The sequence below is a fragment of the Bradyrhizobium ottawaense genome (assembly GCF_002278135.3).
Lineage (GTDB): Bacteria > Pseudomonadota > Alphaproteobacteria > Rhizobiales > Xanthobacteraceae > Bradyrhizobium > Bradyrhizobium ottawaense.
In genome coordinates this window covers 6,620,729-6,642,026 of record NZ_CP029425.2, presented here as the reverse complement: position 1 = coordinate 6,642,026, position 21,298 = coordinate 6,620,729, and the positions used below count along the sequence as shown (strand labels likewise).

The window sequence follows — 21,298 nt, the reverse complement described above, 5'->3', positions numbered from 1 at the left end:
GCCCATCGCAAACGCCACGGCCCACGCAACGGACTCGTCGCCTCATCGGTCATGGAGATGCTTCTGCGAAGCTTCCGCTTCCTCGTCACGTCGCAGCAAGCTATCGTGCAAGTGGTTCAGTCCCGAGACTCCAACGAGAGATAGGCCTTTGTCGCGCACAGCGACCTGGTCCAGGTCCAGATCCGGCTTTCGGAGCGCCTATCTTCGTCGTACGATGCATCCCCCAAAAGCTCGGGGTGAACACGAGATGGCGCGAATTCCTCGGGGTGCAACGGTGCCCTGTTCGTCCCACTGGTTCTAACGCAATCGGCGGGGATTGAACAGCAAGTCGGCCAGCTCGATCACGTGCCGTCTCTTAGTCCGCCAGCAAACTGCTGTGATCAATTGGACCTGAGTGCATCTGCCAGTATCCATCTAGCGATGTTAGATCCAGAGATCAAAAGTCAGTTTCGATAGACGAAGCATTTGCCTAGTCCAGGACGTGGACGATGTCCAATCCTCGATCATTAGCTCCCGAGACAAATTCTAGCCGAGTTGTCAGCTACGTCGGTTGTCTGGTCGCAATCGGCGCCATCTATCTCGTCTTGGCCAAAGGTGGGCTTGCTCTCGCGTCCATTCATCCCAGTTCAACGCCAATTTGGCCGCCGACAGGTGTCGCGCTGGCGGCGGTGCTGTTGGGGGGATATCGGACCTGGCCAGCAATTTTTGCGGCAGCGTTGATTGCAAATGCGACGACGGCGGGCTCGGTTGCTACCGCAATCGCGATTGCGGCCGGCAACGCTCTTGAAGCGATTGTAGGCGCTTACCTCATTAATCGGTGGTCGAGCGGATGTAACACGTTTTCAACCCCCGATTCTGTCGCAAAGTTTGCGGTGATCTGCGTCGTCATCGCGACGCCGATCAGCGCCAGCATTGGACTGACCAGTCTGACAATCTTCGGGTACATCGAACAGAAAAGTTTCGCGGACGCGTGGATCACCTGGTGGCTGGGAGACGTGACAGGCGCACTGGTCATTACTCCCGTTATCGTGCTTTGGGCATCAAGCCGCTATCATGACTTCGAACGCCATGCGCTTCAGGAGACGGTTGGCGTCCTCACGACAGCGGCGGTTGTTGGACTCATTGCTTTCAGCCCTTTGATCGAGCAAACGCCCGGCCGAGATCCACTGGGTTTTCTGGCGATCTTGCCGATGTTGTGGGCGGCGCTGCGCCGCGGTCCACGCGATACCGCGACGGTCGCCCTGATGCTTGCGGGCATCACGATCTGGGGCACGCTCACGGGCGGCGGCCCGTTCGCAACTACGGACCTTAACGCATCGTTCCTGCTGGTGTTGATGTTCTTGATCAGCATTACCGTTCCAAGCTTGTTGCTGAGCGCTGATGTCGAGGTGCGCAAGAAAGCGGAGGAGCGTCTGCGCCGCGCGCGCGTCGAACTCGAGCAGAAGGTCGCAGAGCGAACGCAAGAGCTGGAGCTCGCCAGTGCCGCAAAGTCACGCTTTTTTGCCATGGCAAGCCATGATTTGCGGCAACCGTTACATGCATTAGGGCTGTTTGTTGCCCAGCTGCGCACGCCGCTCGAACCAGGGGAGAGGGCAAAGACGATCGAGCGGGTCGACGCAACGCGCAAGGAAATGGATGAAATGTTCAATTCGCTGCTGGACATTTCGAGACTCGATGCCGGGATGCTCATCCCTTACATTACCGAATTCCCGATCGGACGCCTGTTGCAAAAAAGCGAGACGGCGTTTGATCAGGCGACGCGAGAAAAAGGCGTGCGCTTACGGGTCAGGCCAAGTGACGCCTGGGTACGGAGCGACGCCATGCTGCTCGAACGCATATTGCTGAATCTGGTATCCAATGCTGTGCGCTATACGTTAAAGGGCGGGATCCTGGTCGGATGCCGTCGGCGCGGTGAAATGCTGCGCATCGAAGTATACGATACCGGTCCCGGCATTCCCGAGGATCAAAAGCAGAATATCTTTGGCGAGTTTTTTCAAGTTCCTGCTCCGGAGCAGAACCGGTCCGGCGGCCTGGGGCTCGGCCTTGCCATTGTCGACAGGCTTCGCTTGCTTCTCAACCATCCCATTGAGCTCGCTTCGACTGTGGGTCGCGGTTCGCGATTCACGATTCTGGTTCCGAAGGTCGACGAATGCGTCAGAGCCGCAGCGCCCGCCGACTTACCACACCCCGGCGCTTTTGCAGTCGACGGCAAGGCAATTCTTGTTATTGCCGATACTCCCATCGTGCAGGAGGGAACGGGCGGATTGCTCAGCAAATGGGGATGTTCGGTTCTTGCCGCCGGATCCGACGAAGCCGCACTGGTTCGACTTGCTGAGCGCGAACAACGCCCCGACCTCATAATCTCGGACTATCATCTCGCACGCGGGAAGACCGGAATCAGGGCAATTGAACAAATCAATGCGGCGTTTGGCTCGTCAATTCCTGCCATTCTCATCAGCGGCGATACGGCAGCTGAGCCACTGCGGGACGCCAAGGATAGAGGATACGTTTTGCTGCATAAGCCTGTCGACCCAATGCAGCTCCGCGCTGTCATGCACAAGCTGTTTAGGGATCACGATGGTGGGAGAGACGCTGGGGCAGTTTCATGATCCAGATTTCGGCCACTCCCAGCCCATTTTTCCGACCTTTATGATGGCCTCGGTGCGCGTCGCTACGCCGAGCGCCTTGAGAACGACCGTGATGTGATTCTTCACCGTAGGCACTGCCATATTGAGCATCCTGGCAATGACCTTATTGCTCTTCCCCTTCATCAGGAGCGCAAGTACTTCAATTTGCCGATCGGTCAACCCGAGCCCCTTGAGCGAGTCGGGCGCCATTGGCTTGTTTGCATGCCGTGGGCCCGCTGTCTTCTCCAGTATCTCCAACGGGATGTAAACTCCGCCGGAGAACACCAATTCAATAGCCTTGAGCATCACCTCGCGTTCCGTGGTTTTCGGAATGAAACCCAGCGCGCCGAATTTGAAGGCGCGCCTGACTGTGTCTTGATCATCGGAGGACGAGAGAATGACGACGGCAGTCCTCGCATAGCGATCGCGCAGTTCGCAAAGGACGGAGAAGCCGTCGCGATCAGGCAAATTGATATCAAGCAGAATGAGGCTGATGTCGGGATGCTCCTCGACGATGTGCATGGCCTCTCGGCCGCTCGAAGCTTCGAATATAACGGCTTCTCGCTTTAGTTGCTTCAGGACAGCGTGCAGCGCGGCCCGAATCAATGTGTGATCGTCAACAACAAGCACCTTCATAGAAAAGGTCTCCGTCTTCTGGCCGCCCGGAGATCAATAGGAAATCATATACCCACCTTCGAAATCGTCCATCTTCTATCTCGGCTCCGGCCGGCGGTTCGCCGTCAGGTAAGAAGGGAGCGGACTACGTGAAGCGCGCAGCTCGCGGGCCCCTTCTAATGCGAGCGATGAATTGCTCATCATATGTCTGACCAAGGTCAAACGGACGGCAGGACGGACGGTACCTTGGTCATAGGACCTAGGCACCTCTCTGTACCGACCTCCGGCCGATTTACAGGCTGCGGCGCTTGCACGATGATGACGACAGTCAGCCATTCCACCAGAGGGTTTTGCGCAGCCCGGCCATATCGTCATTGTCGCAGTTGCTGTTGTGGCCGGGTCGGTGTGAAGCAATTCTGGACTGCGTCGCTGTCAGAATCCCGCAGCGTGCTTTTTGTTACATTCAGTTCCTCTCGATCGTTCCTCTCGAAGCCTGCGCGTACCCTGGACGAGGCAAGCCAATGCAGGATCGGACCGCATCCCCGAAGCTATTTGCGGGCGCTCCGCCGGAGCTCAAAGTCAACAGCCGCGACCCTCGCATTGATGCCTGCCGCGGCATCGCGCTCTGGTGCATCTTTCTTGATCATGTCCCCAATAACATTGGAAGTTGGCTGACGCTACGGAACTACGGCTTCAGCGATGCCGCGGAAGTGTTCATGTTCGTCTCGGGAGTCACCTGCGCGCTAGCCTACGGCAAAGTACGGAGTTGCGAGGGGTGGACCAGCGTGATCCGCCGGACCCTGCGGCGAAGTTGGGACATCTATGTCGCATTTCTGCTGCTGACGCTCGCCTGCGCCATCTTGGTTCACCTCGCAGGCGGGGACCGTCTTGCTGATGAGAGCAATACGCGCATTCTGTTGGATCAGCCGGGCTCGGCGCTCGCCCACGCAGCGATTCTGCAATACCGTCCGGTCAATACCGACGTATTGCCGATCTTCGTGCTTCTCCACCTCTTTTTCGCGCCGTTGCTGTGGTTGCTGCTCCGAATGCCGAACGTGACGCTTGGCGCCTCGCTGGCGCTTTATGCGCTGGTGCAAATGTTCGGCTGGTCCATGCCGGCGTGGCCGAGCGGCCATTGGGCTTTCAATCCACTGGCCTGGCAGCTATTGGCGGTTCTTGGTGCGTGGATGATAATCGAGGGCGAAAGAGTGCGCCCCTGGCTAACGTCTCGCACGGTGCTCGTGCCCGCCGCTCTCTATCTGATCTTCAGCCTCGTCATCGCATTGAGCTGGAGAATCAAGCCGTTGGAAGCGTTGATCCCGCAGGGGCTGACCAAACTGGCTTACCCGCTAGACAAATCCAATCTCGATCCGTTGCGTCTATTGCATTTCTTGGCTCTAGCGGTTGTGGCGGTATGGTTCGCGCCGCCCAATCGGCAAGCATTGACGAGTGCGGTGATGCGCGGCGCCATCCTCTGTGGCAAGCACTCGTTGCCAATCTTCTGCCTCGGCGTCCTGCTGACGCTCGCTAGCCTCCTGGCGCTGCTCGACATATCGGAAGGGCTTGCGATGCAGATCACGCTCAGCGTTGGTGGAGTCCTCATGATGATCGTGGCAGCGACGCTGCTGAACTTGGTCAAGATCACGCCCCGGCTGCAGCCGACTGTTGCTCTGGCTGCAGGCGTGCGCGTCCCGCCGGCTGCCTGGGGCACCGTTGGCTGGCGCCCCTTGGAGGCGTTCCGCCGAGGACTGCGCGAGCTCGGATGGGCCGGCGGCCGGAATCCCGTCATCAATTGCTGGTTCGTGGATAGGCAATCCCACCGAGTGTACCAGGTGTTTGGCCTCGCAGACGGATTAGTACGGCCGAAGGCGGATGTCATCGCGGCGTCGCCGAAGCCTGCAGCCAGGAATGCAACAGCGACCATTCCATCGGCGGAATATGGCTTTTGACGCATCGGCACGGAAAAGTTCCGGCAGACCTCGAGCCGCTCTGAGAGATCACTAGGAGGTGAAGGATCGCGTTTCTTCGCAGCGAGAGGCCGAATGTCTCAGCAACGGGAATCGTACGGTTCAGTCGCCATCTGGCGTTCCGCCGTGTTGCTGATGTACGGAGCCATTTCGAAGGTCACAGCACGCAGCCGCAGCGGGCAGATTGAGCATAGGCCAGGAGCCGAAAGTCAGCTTTGGCATGCACCGTGCAAAACCGGTCGATGATCGGGGTCACCTTGTCACTGTAGCCGCGTTGCCAGTGTCCGACAGGCGCGCCACTGAAGTCCGCCGGATATTTTTCCGTGCTCACGGCCAGGAGAGTCCCTGTTTGCCAGCGAAAAATTCCCTGTTCCGATGCGACCGCGACGCTCGGGATTTCTGCGGATTTTCAAGTGGTTCCCGCCAACTCTCGTTGCCAAGGCGGGTCCTGCGGTGGGCGTTTTCCCTGTAAATTTCCCTGTTCGCAGGGAATGACCCGTTCGTATGGTCAGCGCCCGGTTCGGCTCCGACTGGCGGTGCGCGCCCGTCTTCGAGAAGATCGACTTGAGGTGGTTGCGGGCGGTTTCGCGCGAGATGCGCAGGTGCTCGGAAGCGCTGGCGAGCGATGCGCCGGTTGCAAGCAGCGCGGCCAGTCGAGATTCCGCCGGCGTGAGATCGAAGGCCTGGCCGATCAGCGCCGGGTCCGGCGCCGCGCGCGGGATGAGGTTGGACAGGATCAGCATGGCGCGAGCGCCGAGGAAGACGGAGCGCGCCGCGCCGTCCACCGGCAGGATCCGCAACACGACCGGTGGCTTTGCCGTCCGGCGGACAAGGATTGGAGAGGCGGGCATGGCCGCGGCATCCGGCGTCGATCGGATCATGCTGATCAGCTGATCGAGCCTTGTCATCGCCTGCTTGTCGTGAACAACGAGGCGCCGCTCCCTGATGCGGATCTCGTTGTCGAATCCAGTTTCGGCTGCCGTGTTGGTGCGCAGGACCATTCCTTCCCGATTGAGGATCAATGCGGGCTGTTGGACCCGGTCGAGCACATCGGTCATCGAGGAGAGCGCGACCCTTCCCATCACCGTCGCGAGCGTGGCGGTCTCGGTCAGGCGCGGCGCCAATTGGGCAAGCAGTTGCTTGTCGGGTGCCTCGAATGCGCCTTCGTGGCCGGTTCGCTGGATCGTCAATGCCCACGCTGCGCTGTCGGCCCAGAAGCCGATGCCGGCGAACCACCGGTATCCGAACGGGAACAGCACCTCGTTGTACATGGGATCGGCGCGAATCTGCTCCGGGGTCATCATATCGAGGTCGGTCACGACCTCGCCCGCCATCATGCGCGGAAAAGCCTTGGCGCGCGGGTCTCTTAAGTGCCAGTTGTTCCTGAAGTAGAGATCGGTGGCCTCGGCGATCGATGCCGTGCGTGGAACGTCGGGAGTCCTGACGTCACTTTGAAGGAGTATGGCCGCCGACGCGCCCACCGCCCTGCAGATGTCATCCATGATGTCGCGCCATGCTTCCGGATTCACGGCGGCCTCGCCAAGTCGATTGAGGACCCTCGACAGTCCTGCACCGTCGATTTTGTCGGCTTTCAAGCGCGGTCCCCTTCGCCCAGCCCCGCGCATTTCGTTGCAGCCCGGCATGCATTCTTGCTGCATGCCGGGCAGAAAGTCCCCGACATCTGAGGCCCTCCAACGCGTTTCCCCGACCGGCGATGCTTCGTGAGGAGGCGGCTCGAAGCAAGCCCCCTTGCCTGTTTTTCCTGAAAAAAACGCACTTGACGAAAGTCTAGCGGATGGCTGCGGAAGGCGGCGGCGCCCGGACCGGAATGACCCATTCGGGTCATGCGTCCAGATGTGCCGGCGCTATTCCATGGACGAGGAATATTTGCTGCACCAGGAATTGAGATGACATTGCTTTGCTTGAGTCAGTCGGATTTCGGCGTCGGCTTTCGGCTCCCGATATCGAGCTGCAGCAGGGATCTCTGGGCGCGTCAGAATGTCGCAGTTCGTGTCCCCAGGCGCGGCGCGAATTGTTCAGCCGCGCTATCAACGGTCGCAATCCATTTTGTCGGCAGCTTAAGCGATCTGGTCAAGGCCAGCCGGGGAGGCAAGGCGATCGCTTCATTCCATCCCGTATTGTGCTGCAGTTCGGCAAAGCTTCGACCCCATGGTCTGCCGAACTCGGGCGCAATCGCAAAGCCGGGACACACGCTCTCTCGGCTGCGCTGTTCAATTCACGCCGCGCTTAAGGTTAGCAGCTGTGCTGCCTTGACGCAGTCACGCAACAATGGAAACAATTTGCAATTATCAGAAGTCCTTCGCTCCGTGACAGGACTTCGCCGTTCGCCGTCAGGCAACGACGCCTCGTCGAATCGATACCCAATACAACCATAACAAGACCATTTCATTTCCAACTCGCGCCGTTGGGCTGACGGCGAACTTTGAGCATCAGAATGTTAAAGGGGGGGCTCGCCATGAGCGACCAGACGATTTTGCGCGCCAGTTTTGTCTCGGAGTCCGCGGCCTTTCGCAACACCTTTGGTTGGTACAACAGCTCAACGGGGCTCGGCGGAGTCCTGTTTGCAAATGCGGATTCGCAAGGGGCTGGCGCCCTCACCCCCGGTGTCTCCCATGTCGACTTCGCGGTGAACACCGCCGATCTCGGCAAGATCCAGTTCTTCCTCATTCCGGATGGTGCGGCGCAGGGCCGCAACGATGCCGACGATCTCACCGGCGCCATCAAGGTCATCAAGCTTTCGGACGGCACCTGGGCGGTCGCTGATGTCGATGCCAACGGCAACGTCATCTACGTTGCCGGCAAGCCCGATCTGCTCACGGGCGCCGGCACCAATGCGTTGTTTACCGAGACCTCCAAGAACGCGGGCGGCGTCGATTATGCCTCGTCGGTCACGGGCAGCCAGCAGACGGCAGCCAAGCTCGCCGGCGACACTGCCGACGGCGCGACCGGCACCATCGCCTGGGAGGATACCGCCGCGACGCGCAGGTCCAACGGCAGCTACACCGCGCCGGGCGACGCCGACTACAACGACGCCGTCTTCCAGGTTTCGCTCGTGCAAAAACCGGTCGCCAATGCCGATGCGGTCACGATCGGCGAGGATGCCGGCGTCACCGCGATCAACGTGCTCGCCAATGACACCAACCCCGCGGGCGGGACGCTGCGCGTCACCTCCGTCAATACACAGGGAATTTTGGGGACGGTCAGCATCGCCGCCGACGGCCACAACATCGCCTATACCCCGGGTTCTGCGTTCCAGTCGCTGCGCGCCGGCCAGTCCGCGACCGAGACCTTCACCTATACCGTAACCAACAGCGCCGGCCTGACATCGACGGCGACGGCGACCGTCACGATCCAGGGCGCCAACGATGCCGCAATCATCGGCACACCCTCGGCTGCCGATGTCACCGAGGATTCCCGCAATCCGACCCTGAAGCTCACTGGGACGATCGCGATCTCCGATGTCGATCAGGGCGAATCGCCGTTCAAGACCACCGCGGTATCCGCCTTGGGCAATTTCGGCACCCTGTCCCTGAAGGCCGACGGCAGCTACACCTATTCGATCGCCAACAGTGCCGTTCAATATCTCGGCGCTGGCGAGACCAGGGTCGAGACGTTTACGGTCAGCGCGCTGGACGGCACGGCCAAGCAGGTCTCCTTCACGGTTCACGGCACCAACGACGCCGCCGTGATCGGTGCGCCCGCCTTCACCACCGTCACCGAAGACGCCAGCGCGCCGACGCTGTCGGTGTCAGGCACGATCTCGATCTCGGATGCCGACCAGAACCAGTCCACGTTCCAGGCCGGCGTGATCACGGGGCAGGGCAATCTGGGCGCACTGACGCTGAATGCCAACGGCACCTACAGCTATTCGGTCGCCAACAGCGCCGTGCAATATCTCGGTGCGGGGGACACCAAGGTCGAAACCTTCACCGTCAAGTCGTTCGACGGCACGGCCAAGCAGGTCTCTTTCGTCATCAAGGGCGTCAATGACGCAGCGGTGATCGGCACACCCACGGTTCACGACGTCTACGACAATCCGTCGGCGCTCGTGCTCACCGCGTCCGGCAGCATCGGCATCACGGATGTTGATCAGGGCGAGGCGGCGTTCAAGCCGGCCGTTGGCTCCGCTGCCGGCAATCTGGGCTTCCTGCTGCTGTCGGGCGACGGCAGCTATGTCTACGTCGTGGCCGAAAGTGCTGCGCACAATCTGGCGGCCGGCGCCGTCAAGGTCGACACCTTCACCGTGACCGCTGTCGATGGCACCACCAAGCAGGTCAGCTTCACCGTTCATGGCCCGGCCGGCGGCAATCACGCGGCGACGATCGGCGATCCCACCATTGCGGACGTGACGGAAGACCTTGCGGCGAACAACGCCGGGAATCTGACCGCGGTGGGCAGCATCTCGGTCAGCGACCCGGATGCGGGCCAGTCGTCATTCCAGGCCGGCGTGCTCACAGGGCCGGGCAATCTCGGCACGCTGAACCTCTCGGCCAACGGCGGCTACACCTACGCTGTCGCCAACAACGCCGCGCAATATCTCGGAGCCGGCGAAACCAAGATCGATACGTTCCGGGTCACCTCTCAGGATGGCACCTCCAAGGACGTCACGTTCACGATCCACGGCGAGAATGACGGCGCGACCATTGGCAATGTCGGGGATCACGAGGTCACCGAGGACGGCCAACTGACAGCGTCCGGGCAGCTGTCCATCGTCGATGCCGACCAGAACCAGGCCGCGTTCCAGGCCAGCGAGATCACGGCACAAGGCAACCTCGGCACGGTGACGCTGCTGGCCGACGGCCACTACACCTATTCGGTCGACAACGCCGCTATTCAGTATCTCGGCGCCAATGACACCAAGACGGAGACTTTCACGGTCACGTCCGTCGACGGCACGACCAAGAATATCAGCTTCGATATCCATGGCGCGCAGGACGCACCGAATCTGAGCGTACAGGACTCGTCGGGCGCCGCCGACGGAAACATCACGCTTCACATAGCGGCCGACAAGGTCGATCTGGGCAGCACCTTGTCGGTGAAGATCGAGGGGGTGCCGTCGAGCTTTACGGTCCAGAACGGCGCAGCGATCGGGGACGGCGCCTGGCTCGTGACGGGCGACTCAATCCAGAACGTCGTCCTGATCCCGAACCATGCCGTCGGCAGCGCGGATCCGTTCACCCTGCAGGTCACCGCCATCTCCGACGACGGCGTTCATCAGGCGGTGAGCTCGGCCGAGCTCGCGCTGACCGTGACGTCCGGTGCCAACGAGATCAACGCGCTGGATATCGACGGCTATATCGGCGGCGCAACCGTATTTGCTGACGCCAACAACAACGGAATACTCGACGCAGGCGAGGCGCACACGACGACACGGGCTGACGGCAGTTTTACGTTGGCGGGCGGCTCCGGTCCGCTCGTGAGTATCGGCGGCGTCGATATCTCGACGGGATTGCAGGTCGCCGGCGTGCTGAGGGCGCCGGAGGGCTCCACCGTCATCACTCCGCTGACGACGCTGATCGCCGCACTGGTCGACAGCACGGCAAACGACGAGCATCCGCTGACGGTGGACCAAGCCATCAACGCCATTGCGGCCGCGTTCAACGTCGATCTCGCCTCTGATCCTGCCAACCCCATTGACCTGCTGTCGTACGATCCGGTGCCCGCTGCGGTGAATGGCGATCCGACGGCAACGGCGGTGCTTGCGGCGGCTATCCAGGTCCAAAGCACGGTCGCCCAGGTGTCGGCCGTCGGCGTGGAGACGGGCGCGGTCATTACAGCCATTGCAAGCGCTATTACGGCGTCTCTGAGCGGCCCCGGCGCGCCCGTCTTCGATCTGGCGTCTTCGGAAACGGTTCAGAGCGTCGTCACGTCCTCCGGCGTCGACGCGGCGGCCGCCGCGACGGTTATCGAGGTCGTTGCTGCCGCGAACGACAGCATTCAGGGGGCCACGAACGTCACCGAGCTGGCGCAGGCCGGTCAGGTCGCTCAAGGTGCGGCCGCCGACCAGCTGGCTGCGACGAATTTTTCGGATCAACAATCGATTGATCAGCTCACAGACCGCTTTGTCGAAAATCTGGACACGGAGGTTTCGAATGCCGTGCTGACCCCGGTCGGGAATGCCCTGTTCGGCTCGCTCGGCGATGACCTGCTTTCGGGCGGAACAGGCAACGATCTGATCGATGGCCAGGACGGCAACGATCGCATCAGCGGTGGCGACGGAAACGACATCCTCTTTGGCGGTGCTGGCAAGGACTATCTCGGCGGCGGTTCGGGTGACGATATCCTCGACGGTGGCCCGGGCTTTGACCGCGCCCTCTATACCGATGCAACCGGCGGCGTCACCATCGATCTGGCGGCCGGAACGGCGTCCGGCGCCGGCGTGGGGACGGACACCCTCGTCAACATCGAAGCTGCCGTCGGCAGCGACTTTGCCGATACATTCAACGCGGCGGGCTTCACCGGCGACGCCCATGTCCCGGGTAGCCCTGTCGGCTACAACGAGTTCGAAGGCAGAGGCGGCGACGACACCATCATCAGCAACACCAACAGCCAGGGCGCCGAGCTGACGCGCGTCTCCTATGTCAGCGCCACCGGCGCGGTGACGGTGGATCTCGTCGCCGGCTATGCCCAAGGCGATGCATCGGTGGGCCACGACACCCTCGTCGGGTCCGGCTTCAACGGCGTCTGGGGCTCCGCGCATAACGACACGATTCTGGGCAGCAACAATCCGATGTTCACCGCAGAGGTGTATTCGGGCTTTGCGGGCAACGACTACATCGACGGCCGCGGTGGCTACGACCGTGTGGACTACAACGTCGATCCGAACACCACGACGGGAATTACGGTCAATCTCGCCGCCGGATCCGTCACCGGCGATTCGACCGTCGGCACGGATACGTTGCGCGGGATCGAGGCGATCCGCGGCACCAACTTCGCCGATACCTACAATGCCACCGGTTTCGGCTCGGGCAGCGTCAACGCCGGCTCGAACGGGACGTTCAACGAGTTCACCGGCAATGGCGGTGACGACACCATCACCGGCAACGGCTTCACGCGGCTCGGTTTCAACAACGCGACGGCCGGAGTCCAGGTCGACTTCGTCACCGGCACCGCCACCGGCGATTCATCCGTCGGCACCGATCATTTCACCGGCGTCAACGCCGTCCAGGCCTCGATGTTCGATGACACGCTGCTGGGCGGGGCGACCAACGACAACTTCACCGGCCTCGCCGGCAACGACTATATCGACGGCCGCGGCGGCTTCGACGTCTCGTCCTACAACAACATCTTCTTCATCACGGGAAGCATCACCGTCAATATGGCGGCCGGCATCGTCACCGGAGACGCCTCGAACGGCACGGATACGCTTCGTTCGATCGAGGGCGTTCAGGGCACCAACTTCGACGATACCTACGATGCGACCGGTTACGGGGTGGCCGGCGCGAATGTCGGCAACAACGGGACCTTCAACCAGTTCGAAGGGCTGAGCGGTGACGACGTCATCACCGGTAACGGCAACACGCGCCTGATCTTCGCCAACGCGACCGGCGGGGTGACCATCAATCTCGCGGGCGGCACCGCCACCGGCGACGGCTCGACCGGTCACGACACGTTCACCGGCGTCAACAGCGCCCTGGGCAGCAACTTTGCCGACATCTTCGACGCAACGGGATTCTCTGGTCCGAGCGGGACCTCGTTCCAGGGGCAGGGCGGCAACGACCAGATCACCGGCAACGGCGCGACGCAGATTCAGTACAACAACGCCACTGCCGGCGTGACCGTCAACCTCACTGCGGGCACCGCCGACGGCGACGGCTCGGTCGGCCACGACACCATCACGGGCGGCGTGTTCAATGTCCTGGGGTCCAATTTCAACGACACCATCATCGGCAGCGCCAGCAACGACAGTCTCTCCGGCAACGTCGGCAACGACATCCTGGATGGTCGTGCCGGCAACGACTTCCTCAGTGGCGGCGCCGGCGTGGACACCTTTGTCTATGCGAGCGGCGGCGGCTTCGACTTCATCCAGGACTTCGTCCATGGCCAGGACAAGCTCGATCTGACCGGGGTCTACGGCATCTTCAGCCTCTCTGACCTGCAAGCGCATGCGGTGCAGAGCGGCCCCAACACGGTCATTACCTTCAGCTCGGGTGACGGCCTCACGCTTCAGAATGTCAATCTGAGCAGCTTGACGGCGAGCGATTTCCTGTTCGGCGCGCCGGCCGCGCCGATCGTCGGCGACGGAAACGCGAACGACCTCGTCGGCACCGCCGATGCCGAATCCATCAGCGGTCTCGGTGGCAACGACCGCCTCCAGGGCCTCGGCGGCAGCGACCTTCTGGATGGCGGTGCGGGCTTCGATCGCGCCATCTATACCGATGCGAGCGGCGGCATCGCCGTCAACCTCGCGGCCGGGACGGCCTCGGGAGCTGGCGTCGGGACAGACACGCTCATCGGCATCGAGGGTGTGGTCGGCAGCGATTATGCCGATACGTTCAATGCGGCCGGGTTTACCGGCTCGACCGGTCTGCCCGGCGTGGCCGCCGGCCAGAGCGAGTTTGAAGGGCGCGGCGGCGACGATAGCGTCGTCGGCGATCTCAACGCCCTGGGGCAGGCAGTGACGCGAGTGTCCTATCTGAGCGCCACCAGCGCGGTCATCGTCGACATCGGGGCCGGGACCGCGGATGGCGATGCCTCGGTGGGCCACGACACCTTCTCCAACGTCTCGACGATCTGGGGTTCGGCCTCCAACGACACGATCTACGGCAGCGACAATGCGGCCTTCACCTACGAGACCTATGAAGGTCGCGGCGGCGACGACTATATCGACGGCCGCGGCGGCTACGACCAGGTCACCTACAATTCGGACACGACGACCACGTCCGGCATCTATGTTCACCTCGCCGCAGGCACCGTGAACGGCGACGCCACGGTCGGCACCGACACGCTGCGCAGCGTCGAGGCCGCGCGCGGCACCAATTTCGACGACACGTTCGACGCGACCGGCTTCGGCCAGGTCGGGGCGACCAATGTCGGTTCCTCCGGGACCTTCAACGACTTCGCCGGCGCCGGCGGCAACGACACCATCATCGGCAACGGCTCCACCCGCCTGAACTACCAGATCGCGGCCTCGAGCGTCAGCGTTGACCTCGAGACCAGCGTCGTCGGGACCACGAATGCCGTCACGGTTGCCGGCAGCGCGACAGGGGCGACCGAGGGCACCGACACCTTCACCGGCGTCAACGCGGTGCAGGGCTCGACCTTCGCCGACACGCTGCTCGGAAGCAGCTTCAACAACAACTTCACCGGTCTTGGCGGCGACGACTACATCGACGGCCGCGGCGGCTTCGACGTTGCCATCTACAACAGCCTCAGCACGGTCACGGGCGGCGTCGCGATCGACATGGCGGCAGGCACGGCGACCGGCGACGGGTCGATCGGGACCGATACGCTGCGTTCGATCGAGGGCATTCAGGGCACGGGCTACGCCGACACCTATGTGGCGACGGGCTATGGCCAGCCCGGTGCGCTCAATATCGGCAACAACGGCACCTTCAACCAGTTCGAGGGCCTCGGCGGCGATGATGCCATCACCGGCAACGGCAACACACGGCTGCTCTACACGAATGCCACCGGCGGCGTCACCGTCAACCTGAACGCCGGCTCGGTCACGGGTGATGTGTCGGTCGGGCACGACACCTTCACGGGCGTCAACAGCGTTTATGGCGGCAATTTCGCCGACACTTACGACGCGTCAGGCTTCATCGGTTTCAATTCCTTCCAGGGTCTTGCCGGCAACGACCTCATCACCGGCAACGGCAGCACGCAGCTGCTGTTCGCCAACGCGACCGGCGGCGTTGTTGTCGATCTCGCCAGCGGCACCGTCAATGGGGATGCCTCGGTCGGGCATGACACCATCACCGGTGGCGTCAACGGCGTGTCCGGATCGGGCTTCAACGATACGCTGAAGGGGGGCAGCGGCGCCGACAATCTGCTCGGCAACGGCGGCGCCGACACCTTCGTGTATGTGAGCGGCGGTGGTGCCGATTTCATCGGCGACTTCTCGCATGCGCAAGCCGACAAAATCGACCTTTCGGGCGCAGGTATCTACAACCTCGCTGACGTGCAGGCGATCGCCTCGCAGCAGGGACCGAACACGTTCATCAATTTCGGCAATGGCGACAGCCTGACGCTGCAGAACGTGACCCTATCGAACCTGACTGCTGCGGATTTCATCTTCGCGCCGGGCGTTCACCTGATCGGCGACGCCAATCCGAACACGCTGGTCGGCACAGTCTATGCCGACAATTTGAGCGGCCTCGGCGGCAACGACGTCCTGCAAGGTCTCGGCGGCAACGACCAGTTCGATGGCGGCCAGGGCTTCGACCGCGCCGATTACGGCGATGCAACGGGAGCCATCACCGCCAATCTTGCGGCCGGCTCCGTGACCGGCCCGGGCGTCGGCACAGATACGCTGGCGAATGTCGAGGGGATCCTCGGCAGCAATTATGCCGACACGTTCAATGCGGCCGGGTTCACCGGATCGACCGGTCTGCCCGGCGTAGCCGCCGGCCAGAGCGAGTTTGAAGGGCGCGGCGGCGACGATAGCGTCGTCGGCGATCTCAACGCCCTGGGACAGGCAGTGACGCGAGTGTCCTATCTGAGCGCCACCAGCGCGGTCATCGTCGACATCGGGGCCGGGACCGCGGATGGCGATGCCTCGGTGGGCCACGACACCTTCTCCAACGTCTCGACGATCTGGGGTTCGGCCTCCAACGACACGATCTACGGCAGCGACAATGCGGCCTTCACCTACGAGACCTATGAAGGTCGCGGCGGCGACGACTATATCGACGGCCGCGGCGGCTACGACCAGGTCACCTACAATTCGGACACGACGACCACGTCCGGCATCTATGTTCACCTCGCCGCAGGCACCGTGAACGGCGACGCCACGGTCGGCACCGACACGCTGCGCAGCGTCGAGGCCGCGCGCGGCACCAATTTCGACGACACGTTCGACGCGACCGGCTTCGGCCAGGTCGGGGCGACCAATGTCGGTTCCTCCGGGACCTTCAACGACTTCGCCGGCGCCGGCGGCAACGACACCATCATCGGCAACGGCTCCACCCGCCTGAACTACCAGATCGCGGCCTCGAGCGTCAGCGTTGACCTCGAGACCAGCGTCGTCGGGACCACGAATGCCGTCACGGTTGCCGGCAGCGCGACAGGGGCGACCGAGGGCACCGACACCTTCACCGGCGTCAACGCGGTGCAGGGCTCGACCTTCGCCGACACGCTGCTCGGAAGCAGCTTCAACAACAACTTCACCGGTCTTGGCGGCGACGACTACATCGACGGCCGCGGCGGCTTCGACGTTGCCATCTACAACAGCCTCAGCACGGTCACGGGCGGCGTCGCGATCGACATGGCGGCAGGCACGGCGACCGGCGACGGGTCGATCGGGACCGATACGCTGCGTTCGATCGAGGGCATTCAGGGCACGGGCTACGCCGACACCTATGTGGCGACGGGCTATGGCCAGCCCGGTGCGCTCAATATCGGCAACAACGGCACCTTCAACCAGTTCGAGGGCCTCGGCGGCGATGATGCCATCACCGGCAACGGCAACACACGGCTGCTCTACACGAATGCCACCGGCGGCGTCACCGTCAACCTGAACGCCGGCTCGATCACGGGTGACGTATCGGTCGGGCACGACACCTTCACGGGCGTCAACAGCGTTTATGGCGGCAATTTCGCCGACACTTACGACGCGTCAGGCTTCATCGGTTTCAATTCCTTCCAGGGTCTTGCCGGCAACGACCTCATCACCGGCAACGGCAGCACGCAGCTGCTGTTCGCCAACGCGACCGGCGGCGTGACCGTTAACCTCGCAAACGGTACTGTGGACGGCGATAGTTCGGTAGGTCATGACACCATTTTGGGAGGGGTGACCAACGTTGCGGGCTCGAACTTCAACGACACGGTTACCGGTTCTGGTGGCAACGACCAGCTGTTCGGCAACGGCGGCAACGATCTGCTCAGCGGTGGTGCCGGCAACGACGGCCTGAACGGCGGCATCGGTGCAGACACCTTTGTCTACGCTGCCGGCGGCGGCGCGGACACCACCGGCGACTTCCTGCAGGCGGACGCCGACAAGATCGACCTCACGGGGATCCCTGGAGTCTCGACCCTTGCCGACGTTCAGGCGCTTGCCACTCAACAGGGGCCGAACACGGTCATCAACTTCGGCAATGGCGACACCCTCACGCTGCTGAACGTGACGCTGTCGAACCTCACGGCTGCCGACTTCATCCTGGGGCAGGGCGTGCACCTCACCGGCGACGCCGGTGCAAATACGCTTATCGGCACCGCCTACGCCGACAATCTGAGTGGCCTTGCGGGCAACGATCGCCTCAAGGGCCTCGACGGCAATGATCTGCTCGACGGCGGCCTCGGCTTCGACCGCGCCGACTATGTCGCGGCAACGGGCGGCATTACCGCAAATCTCGCGGCAGGCTCCGTGACAGGTCCAGGGGTCGGCACGGACACGCTGGCGAACGTCGAGGGGATCGTGGGCAGCGACTATGCCGACACGTTCAACGCGACCGGCTTTGCGGGCGATACCGGCATTGCCGGCACCAATGTGGGCTTCAACGAGTTCGAAGGCCGCGGCGGGGACGACAGCATCACGGGAGCGATGAACAGCCTGGGTGCGCTCCTGACGCGCATCTCGTATGCCAATGCAACGGGCAGCGTGACCGTCGATCTGACGGCCCACTCGGCGGCGGGAGATGCCTCGGTCGGTACCGATACCTTGGTGGGTTCGGGCTTTGCGGGTGTCGTCGGCTCTGGATCTGGCGACCAACTGCTCGGCAGTGCCAATGGCCCAGGAACCGTGGAAACGTTCGAAGGCCGCGCCGGCGATGACTTCATCGACGGCCGGGCTGGTTTCGACCGGGCGGACTACGCGCTCGATCCGGCCGCGGTGGGCGGGATCAACGTTCAACTGGCCTCGGGAACCGTGACGGGCGACGCCGCGACGGTCGGCACCGACACGCTGCGATCGGTCGAGTCCGTGCGCGGCTCGAACGCTGCGGACGTCTTCAACGCCGCTGGTTTCACCGGAAGCAGCCAGAATGCCGGTTCCAACGGGACGTTCAACGAATTCATCGGCATGGGTGGCAACGACAGCATCACCGGTAACGGCAACACGCGCGTTGCATTCACCAACGCCACCGGCGCGGTGACGGTCGATCTGCTGGCAGGTACCGCAAGCGGTGACTTGTCCACGGGCAACGATACGTTCAGCGGCGTCAACGCCGTGATGGCCTCGATGTTCAACGACACCATCAGCGGTAGCAACACCACCACGGCGACGGAAACGTTCACCGGCCTTGCCGGCGACGACTTCATCGACGGCCGCGGCGGCTTCGACATCATCAGCTACAACAACATCTACTTCTCCACCGGCGCGGTGACGATCAACTTCACGGCGGGCACCGCGACCGGCGACGGCTCGATCGGCAATGATACGTTCCGCGGGATCGAGGGCGCCCAGGGCACCACTTTCAACGACGTCTTCACGGCCACGAATTTTTGCGCCGTCGGTTTCCAGAACGGTGCAACCAACAACGTCGGCAACAACGGCAACTTCAACCAGTTCGAAGGCCTGGCCGGCAACGACACGATCACCGGCAACGGTAACACCCGGATCATCTATTCCAGCGCCACCGATGCCGTGACCATCAACCTGCAGGCGGGGACTGCGACCGGCGGCGGCTCAATCGGCACTGACACCTATGTAGGCGTCAACAGTGCGACCGGCAGCAACCTGAACGACACCTACAATGCCACAGGCTTCACCGGCGTCACCTCGGCAGGATCGTTCGGTACCTTCAACCTGTTCGAAGGCCTGCTCGGCAACGATACCATCACCGGTAACGGCAATACGCGGGTCTCGTATTCCCAGGCGAGCGGGGGCGGAGTTTCCGTCGACCTTTCGACGGGACTTGTGAGCGGTGCGGCCGGCGCCGACTTCATCACGGGAGGCGTCAACAGCGTCCAGGGTTCGAACCAGGCCGACACGCTGGTCGGCAGCTCGAATAACGAGTTCTTCTTCGGCGGCGGCAGTGGCGACACGATCAACGCAGGTGGCGGCAACGACGGCATCACCGGCCAGGGCGGCAACGATACGATCGACGGCGACGCCGGCACCGACATGGTGATCTTCTCGGGTACGCAATCGCAATACACCGTCACGACGGCTGGAACGATCCAGGTTCAGGACAATGTCGTGAACCGTGACGGCACCGACGGTCTGACCAACGTCGAAGCGCTGCAGTTCAGCGACGCCATCGTGTTGCTGTCATCGGGCTCGTTGGCGAGTCCGATCGATCTCTCGACGCAACAGTTCTCTAACACGGCACCCGTGAGCGGAACGGCTGGCGATGATTATCTTCGCGTCGGAGCCAATATCTTCGGACACGGGATCAATCTGGGAGCCGGGACGGGGGATACCGTCCTGCTCAACGGCACCTTCGGTAACGGCTACACGCTCAATCTCTCGGGTGTCGAAAACCTGGTCGGCAGCGGCAACGACGAGTTCGTCAACCTCACGACGACCGCCAACGGACTGGTCGTCGACCTCGGGGGTGGCAATGATCAGCTCAATCTCGCGGGCGGCGCCAACACGCTTAGCCTGATCGGCGTCGAGGGGGTCGGCGGATCCGATTTCGGTGCGACGCCCGGCGTCAACGACGTACTCACCTTGTCGACGACGGTGACGGGCCTGAACATCAGCCTCGGCAACGGCGACAATACGATGAACCTCGCTGCCGGCGCGAACTCGTTCGTGAACATCTACGACGTCAATCACGTGAACGGAACCGCGAGCGACGACACCTTGACTGTCACCGGTGCGATCGCAGCGGTCAACGGCGTCGCGATCGACCTTGGCGGCGGCGAGGATACGATCGCCCTCAACGGAAACTTCGCTGCATTCGCCGCGACCGGCGTCGAGCACATCAACGGAAATTCGGGCGACAATTCACTCAGCTTGACGAACAATGTCGATGGCATCGTCATCGACATGGGCGGTGGAAACGATCTGGTGTCGCTCGCCAATGGAGTGAATTCGGTCAGCATCAGTGGCGTCGAAAACCTCAACGGCAGTGATTTCACCGGCAATCTCAACCCGTCGGACGATACGGTCACGCTTCTGAATACAGTGTCCGGGGTGTCGGTCAATCTCGGCGAAGGGACCAACGTCCTGAATCTCGCCGCAGGCAGCAATTCGTTCGACAATCTGTGGAACGTGAATCTGCTCAACGGGAGCTCGTCGGACGACATTCTGACGTTGCAGGGCAGCCCGGCGAACGTGATCAATCTCGGCGGCGGCAACGACACTCTGAACTTCAGCGCGAATGTCTACGACATCACGGTGACCAACGTCGAAACCGTCAATGCCGCCGCGAATTTCGACAGGATCACGATCGGCAATGCGTCAGGTAACACGACGATCACTGCCGGCGCGGGTGCGGATGAGATCTTCGCCAGCGCGGGCCATGACAACTTCCGCTTCGTCAGCACCGCGGATTCCGCCGCCGGCGCTGCCGATACCATTCACAATTTCGACGCCGATAATGACAGCTTTACGTTCTCGGGCATTAGCGTCGCTGGCGGTCACATCGAGTACGTGGAGAATGCGGCGCTGCTCGGTGCCAACCAGGCTTCGGCTCACCTGCAGAATTCCGGGCCGGGTAACGACTATCTTCAGATCGATATCGACGGCGACGGAACGAGCGATATGGACGTGAGCCTGCAAAATGTCACGGGCACGCTGCACAACGGCAACTTCCTGTTGGCTTGAGAGCAAGCCCGCTTTGGAGCAGGCGTCGCCGGTCCCGCCGTCTGTCTCCGGAACCGTCGTCCCGGCAGTCGCCGCCGGGATTTACGAGCTCCAACCCGAGTGAAACCGTCGAAGCAATCGCCGCGCGAGCCCAAGCAAAAACCGCCGCCACCGGCTATCCGGTGGATCGGCGGTCTATAGTCGAAGGTCGCTGG

At 62.4% G+C, this 21,298-nt stretch carries 5 protein-coding genes; 3 read left to right on the top strand and 2 right to left on the bottom strand.

Annotation, left to right across the window (positions count from 1 at the left end; translation table 11 throughout):
- The first annotated feature begins 488 nt into the window (after positions 1-488).
- The gene (locus CIT37_RS31360; RefSeq protein WP_162832245.1) at positions 489-2,609 is read left to right on the top strand and encodes an MASE1 domain-containing protein; all 2,121 of its coding nucleotides are present in this window, start codon (positions 489-491) and stop codon (positions 2,607-2,609) included.
- On the opposite strand, the gene CIT37_RS31355 is transcribed toward CIT37_RS31360, so the two are convergent.
- Complete coding sequence (locus CIT37_RS31355; protein ID WP_028144290.1) at positions 2,604-3,263, bottom strand: response regulator; 660 nt, start codon at positions 3,261-3,263, stop codon at positions 2,604-2,606. The two genes, CIT37_RS31360 and CIT37_RS31355, sit on opposite strands and share 6 nt — an antisense overlap.
- Positions 3,264-3,763: 500 nt before the next feature.
- On the opposite strand from CIT37_RS31355, the gene CIT37_RS31350 reads away from it, so the two are divergent.
- Complete coding sequence (locus CIT37_RS31350) at positions 3,764-5,191, top strand: OpgC domain-containing protein (protein WP_095425246.1); 1,428 nt, start codon at positions 3,764-3,766, stop codon at positions 5,189-5,191.
- A 278-nt stretch (positions 5,192-5,469) separates the two neighbouring features.
- Here CIT37_RS31350 and CIT37_RS31345 read toward each other — a convergent pair whose 3' ends face one another.
- Entirely contained in the window at positions 5,470-6,804 is a 1,335-nt protein-coding gene (locus CIT37_RS31345; RefSeq protein ID WP_095425244.1) for a helix-turn-helix transcriptional regulator, read from the bottom strand.
- An 881-nt stretch (positions 6,805-7,685) separates the two neighbouring features.
- On the opposite strand from CIT37_RS31345, the gene CIT37_RS31340 reads away from it, so the two are divergent.
- Positions 7,686-21,104, top strand: a complete 13,419-nt coding sequence (locus CIT37_RS31340; RefSeq protein ID WP_161966244.1) for a beta strand repeat-containing protein — start codon at positions 7,686-7,688, stop codon at positions 21,102-21,104.
- Positions 21,105-21,298 lie beyond the last annotated feature (194 nt).